Here is a 5,517-nt window from a genome sequence, read left to right on the forward strand (position 1 = left end):
TCCTCGATACCGGCGCTGATCGGAGTGTGCCTCTTCGGTGACGGTGCTGCTGCCGTCGTCGCAACGGGAGCTGACCGAGTTCCTCCCGGCCCAAGCATGATCGGCGGACCGAAGGTGCTCGCGACGCGTAGCAGGTTGTTGCCGGACACGGTCGACGTCATGGGCTGGAATGTCAGCTCGAGCGGATTCCAATTGGTGATGTCACGCGACGTCCCGAGAATGGCCGAGGACTATCTCGGTGCGGAAGTGGCCGACTTCCTTGCCGTTCACGGCATGACCATCGACGACGTGTCGACGTGGGTCTGTCATCCTGGCGGCCCCAAGGTGCTCGAGGCGATCGGGGAGGCGCTAGAGGTGCCCACCGACGAATTCCGGCACAGTTGGGCATCGATGCGGGAAAACGGCAACATCTCGTCTGCCTCGGTGCTGGACGTTCTGGACCGCACCCTCGCCGCGCCTCCTGCACCTGGATCGCTCGGGGTGATGCTGGCCATGGGGCCAGGGTTCAGCTTCGAACTGCTCCTTCTGGGCTGGTAGGGGAGAACGAGATGTACTACCTCTTCATCGTGCTGATCGGCGCCGAACGACTGGTCGAGCTGGTGGTATCCCGACGGAACGCCAAGTGGTCGTTCGCCAACGGCGGCAGAGAGTTTGGGCAGGAGCATTACCCCGTCATGGTGGTCATGCACGCGGCGCTACTGCTGTCGTGCATCGTCGAGGTTGCCTCCCTGCACCGGCCGTTCATTCCCGTGCTGGGGTGGGCGATGGTGGCGGTGGTCGCGGCAAGCACCGCGGTCCGGTGGTGGTGTGTCGCGGTACTCGGCAAGCGCTGGAACCCGCGCCTGATCATCGTCCCGGGCGCGCCGCTGGTACGGCGCGGCCCCTACCGATGGCTGCATCACCCGAATTACACCGCGGTTGCAGCAGAAGTGGTAGCTCTGCCGCTGGTGCACTCGGCGTGGCTGACCGCCATCGTCTTCGGCATCGCCAACGCTCTGGTGCTGAGGGTGAGGATCCGCGCGGAGGACGCAGTGTTGGGTTACGCCTGACGCAATCGTTTCCGCCCCTTGCTGCTGGCCGGTCGCTGCCTACTTGGATGCAGCGATGAGCGCGACCAGTGCAGTCAGTCGGCGGAATCTCCGTGGGTCCCACGCGTTACGGTGCTCGTAGGGCCAGGCATAGATGGGGTTGCCGTTGTCGATGAAGTCCAGCAACTGCGGCTCGTCCAGGTCCTTGGCGGCGTACTCGTAGAGCGACTGAAGGCGCGGTCGCAGGACGCCGTAATCGACGAGTCGACCGGCGAAGTTCTCGCTATCGAGGATATCGGTGATTGACTGTCCCGCAAGCGGATACGTGTCGGGAAGGATGTTGCGCATGGACAGGTAGGCGTCCACGCTGCCTGAGCGCGGGTCGGCGAGGAAGCGCCCGAGGGGCCAGAAAATGGGACCGAGGGCCGAGCGAGGGTCCATCGAAATGCGGTGGATGAACAGGACCCGGCCGAGGGTGACGTCCATGAAGAACTTCTCGGTGGGAAGTTCGACGTCGCTGAGTTCTCGGTACTCGATGTACGCCGAGACGACGCTGCTGTTGTGGGCTCGATACCAGGACTGCGGCGTGGGGGCATCGAGGAACTCCAGCCAGCGGGTGACTGCTCGCCGACTGGCTGGCCCTTGTGCGCCCGCGGCGAGACGGTTGGCCTCCCACGAGTCGCACAACAGGCGAGCGTTGATGGCCCGCCACCAATTGCTACCGGGTTGCTCTCCGGTTACCGGCTTGAGAACTCCTCGGCGTACCTGCCAGTCCATGAAGGACAGCTCAGCCCGTCGGTATTCTTGGATCTTCGGACGATGCGGTCGGTCGGCGTAGAACGCCGAGGCGAGTTCGAGCCGTCGAGCGGGATCGTCCTGAACGTCCTCCACCAGTCGAACCGCTTGTTCGGCAGCATTATTCACCACGATCGTGTTAGCTGTCGCGCCGCATCTAAGAGGTCCGGCAGACCAGTTCACTCGCCATCCCTTGAGAGTACTGGGAGATGGCGAACTTCACGAGATCACACGTCCGCTCGCGATCAACGAGGGCTACGAAGTCACCGACCCAATCCGGTGGCCGATACGACGACCCAGGCCAGGTCGTCGTAGATGATGTCCGAATGAGCGCCGGACGGTGGCTTGCCATTGCGCACCACCCGCTCGGCGTTGATGTTGACTAGCTCGTGCGAATTGAAGTCGTAGCCCTCGCCAGGCGGCAAGAGCTTCAGCTCCGGGACACCTTGCTGATGGCCGTCATGCCCCATCCCGCCGAACCGGAACGTCGCCTTGACCAGCGCTGCCGCGTCTTCACCCTTCACCATCGACGCCAATGGGTACATCACCCCCACCGCCGAGTCGAACTTCGAGTAGCACGCCGTGACCGGCCCGACGACCTTGGCCTGCTGGCCGACCAGCGCGCCGGAACGCTTCTGATCCATCGGCAGTACGTCGGCGAAGGCGAAGTGCGAGAACGCGCCCTGCAAGAGGGTGACCGCTTGGACCTGATGCGGCGCGGGCAATCCCTTGAGGCTGTACGACACCACCCTGGCGCCGAAGCTGTGCCCGATCAGGCTGATGCTCGTGTCCGCGTGTCTCGTGCGAAGCCTGCCGATCAACGGACCGAGCCCCACCTCTCCCACGACGCCTGCACGGTTCTTCATCTGCCAGTAGGTCATTCCGCGCAGCACCTCCTGAGCCCCGTGCCACAGCCGTTTCAACCCGTCACCGAAGCCGGCCGCACCGCCGACCCCGCCGGTGTCGACGTGGAGTTCCTCCAAGGCGGCGGCGAACTCCTCGAACAAGTCGTTGTCGGGGTCGGGGAGCGCCGCCAACGGCGGCTTGGCATCCCGCTCGCCGTCTCCGGTGGGACCCGCTGCCGCCGCGATGATCTTCACGAGTTCGCGCGCCCGCTGTAGTTCGGCCTCCGCATCGGGCCGCTGCTCGATGAGCGTGAGGAGCTCGGCCACGCTCTCGGAGACACCCGCGGGGAACGCGGTCCGAATCTGCTCTTGCAGTTGCGCGTCCGGCGGCGGCGGGGGGTCGAACACTTGCGGCCGCCCGAAGCCAGCGGCCGGACCAGCCCCCGCACCGAGGTCGACCACCTCGCCGGGCGCGAAGTCCGGTATCGGCTCGTCACTCCACAAGATCGAAGGCCAGAACACGCCGAGGTAGGCGACCTTTCGGCCCGGCGCGCCGTGTGACGCCAGCACCGAATCCACTCGACCGAAGAACGCGTCGTACAGCCTGCGCGCCGTCTTCGCGTCGTTGTTCCAGCCGTGACTGAAGATCAGCAGGTCGGTGGGTGTCGTTTCATCGAGGACGTCGTGCAGAGCACGCTCCCCGTCGGGATCGACGTGACCGTCTTCGTCGATGCGAATCTCGATGACATTTGGTGTGGCCATGCTGTTCCCCCGTGTTGAATGGTGTCCGTCAAATCGATTGAAGCGCGCGCATGATGTCGAGCAGGCCGCCGCCTTCGAACTGCCGCTCGCGGCCCAACGGTTGAGCCGACTCGACGAGGATCTGCTTGATCTGTTCGGGACGGCCGATGAACTCGGGACGCACGGACAGAAACGCCGCGGCCGCTCCGGACACGTGGGGCGCGGCGAAACTGGTGCCCGAGACATCCGAGTACGTCGCGCGACGCGGGCCCCCCGCGTCACCTGCGGTGGTGGCCACCGTGATCCGCTCGCCGGGTGCGACGAGGTCGGGTTTCTGCCGTCCGTCGCCGGTCGGCCCTTTCGACGAGAAGTACGACACCCCATAGGTATATGGCGAGGTGCGATGGGTGGCGCCGACGGTGATCGCACGGTCTGCGTTACCAGGGTCGTTGATGCTCAAGCCCAAACCGCCGTCGCGGCGGCCCGAAAAGGTGCCGAACGTCGCGAACCCGGTGTTGCCTGCCGCGACCACGACGACGACCCCCGAGCGAACGAGGCGGTCAACGGCTTGGCACAGCGGGCTCTGACCGCACGCAAACCACGCCGGATCGAATTCGTAACCGAGACTGAGGTTTACTCCGTGAATTCGAGGTTTCTGACCGTTGTCGTTGATCCGCATGACGTAGCGCAGCGCCGCCATCACCGTGAGGACGTCCGACGAGTCGGAGTCGTCCGAAATGACCTTCAGGCTGACCAACCGGGCGTCCGGTGCCATTCCAGCCAGATTGCCGGGTGCTACCTCGCGGGCCGAACGCAGCGGGTTCGGATCTCCTGCGGCAGTGAGTTGTTCGGAAAGCACCTGGAGGTCGTCACGTGGATGTTCAGCGGGCAGTTGACCGGCAATGATGCTGGCCACACCCGTACCGTGACCGGTGGGGCCGTAGCTGTCCTGCAAGGCGGAGTCGGTAGTCGTCGACTCCGGTTCCAGCGAGATGGTGAAGTCGCGATGCAAGTCGGCGACCGCCGCGTCGCGCAGCGTGTTGCCGGTGGCGAAGTGCGGATGGCTGGCGTCGATCCCGGAATCGATGACGGCCCAGGTGATTCCCTTCCCGCGCGCGTTGAACGCCCGGTGCGCTGCGTCTGCCTTGATCGTCCGGACGGACTCGTCGATTTGGGTGCGCACCCGAAAGTTCGGCCAGACCCGGAAGATCACCCGCTTCGCGGCCCCCGATCGATCGATGTCCGTCCGCACCAGCCGCTCGATCGTGTCCATCGTGAGCTCGGCGGACACATACTCCTCGAATTGCTGAGGCATCGGGTGGTTGGCATCCGCGAGGTGGAGTTCCTCGAAGAGGGTACGCAACTGCTGGTAGGCCCAGAATGCGCCGCCGGGAAGGGCGACGTTCAATTCGATGATCACCGACATCGACGCGTCGTCGGCCGTGATGCCAGGTCCTCGGGTTCTGGGGCGCTGCTGCTGTTGGTTCAGGAGGTCGGTCAACGCCGGGCTGATCACGCTGGGCATGAAGGGCGTCGGCGGGGCGGCGGCCGCGGCCTGGCGGTCGCCGGCGGGGGGTGCTGCTCGGGTCGAGGCGCGGGGCGCGTCATCGGTCTCGCGAGCGCGTGCGGTGAGCGTCCAGCGCCGCCCCCTGACGCGCAGGAGGTCGTCGTCGCTGAGGTGGCGGCGCGCAATGGCGACCCGGGCATGCCACCTCGGCGGCCCGTCCGGGAGCGGATCCCGGGCGGCGTCCTCGCTGGTCGGCGTGAAACCATCCATCTCCTGGATGTGATCGATGACCTGTTTGGCCGTGGCGCTCCCGCCCAGTTCGGTCAATGCCCGTAGGACCAGGTCTTGAAGCACGCGCAAGGGCGTCAAAGCCATGGGGTGATTATGGTTGTCCACCACTTTGGCCGCGTGCGTAATGCGCTACCTGTTTGCGCCGTCTCCGGAGGCAACGATGACCGCGCACCCGATGCGGAGACGGCCGCAATCTTGGTGAGATGCGGCTGCCGAGGTGCGTGGCGCCGCTCGATGGTTCGCTCTGAGCGCACCTTTCCTCGGATTTTCCTGATCTGACTCTCAGTCCCGTCTCAGTCGTCGGGCGCAC

At 65.4% G+C, this 5,517-nt stretch carries 5 protein-coding genes; 2 read left to right on the forward strand and 3 right to left on the reverse strand.

Translation table 11 applies throughout. The features are described 5' to 3' along the window. The coding region (locus tag ABW137_RS02260; protein WP_526396461.1) for a 3-oxoacyl-[acyl-carrier-protein] synthase III C-terminal domain-containing protein at positions 1-537 on the forward strand (537 nt) is incomplete at its 5' end. 11 nt (positions 538-548) lie between these two features. Next, the gene (locus ABW137_RS02265; RefSeq protein WP_526396463.1) at positions 549-1,049 is read left to right on the forward strand and encodes an isoprenylcysteine carboxyl methyltransferase family protein; all 501 of its coding nucleotides are present in this window, start codon (positions 549-551) and stop codon (positions 1,047-1,049) included. A 39-nt stretch (positions 1,050-1,088) separates the two neighbouring features. Here the strand turns inward: ABW137_RS02265 and ABW137_RS02270 are convergent, their stop codons facing one another. The 3 genes from ABW137_RS02270 to ABW137_RS02280 form a co-directional block, all read right to left on the reverse strand. Continuing rightward, positions 1,089-1,952, reverse strand: a complete 864-nt coding sequence (locus ABW137_RS02270) for a hypothetical protein (protein WP_526396465.1) — start codon at positions 1,950-1,952, stop codon at positions 1,089-1,091. Between the two features lie 134 nt (positions 1,953-2,086). Further along, positions 2,087-3,430 carry a serine-threonine protein kinase gene (locus ABW137_RS02275; RefSeq protein ID WP_526396467.1) on the reverse strand — a complete coding sequence of 448 codons (1,344 nt, stop codon included), beginning with the start codon at positions 3,428-3,430 and terminating at the stop codon, positions 2,087-2,089. Between the two features lie 28 nt (positions 3,431-3,458). Beyond that, positions 3,459-5,291, reverse strand: a complete 1,833-nt coding sequence (locus ABW137_RS02280) for a S8 family peptidase (protein ID WP_526396469.1) — start codon at positions 5,289-5,291, stop codon at positions 3,459-3,461. Positions 5,292-5,517 lie beyond the last annotated feature (226 nt).

The sequence above is a fragment of the Mycobacterium sp. genome, from assembly GCF_040509115.1.
Taxonomy (GTDB): Bacteria; Actinomycetota; Actinomycetes; order Mycobacteriales; family Mycobacteriaceae; genus Mycobacterium.

What these genes read in the sequence shown, in the direction of transcription:
- ABW137_RS02275 (WP_526396467.1), bottom strand. Translation starts at nt 3,430, where the DNA reads ATGGCCACACCAAATGTCATCGAGATTCGCATCGACGAAGACGGTCAC.
- ABW137_RS02265 (WP_526396463.1), top strand. Translation starts at nt 549, where the DNA reads ATGTACTACCTCTTCATCGTGCTGATCGGCGCCGAACGACTGGTCGAG.
- ABW137_RS02280 (WP_526396469.1), bottom strand. Translation starts at nt 5,291, where the DNA reads ATGGCTTTGACGCCCTTGCGCGTGCTTCAAGACCTGGTCCTACGGGCA.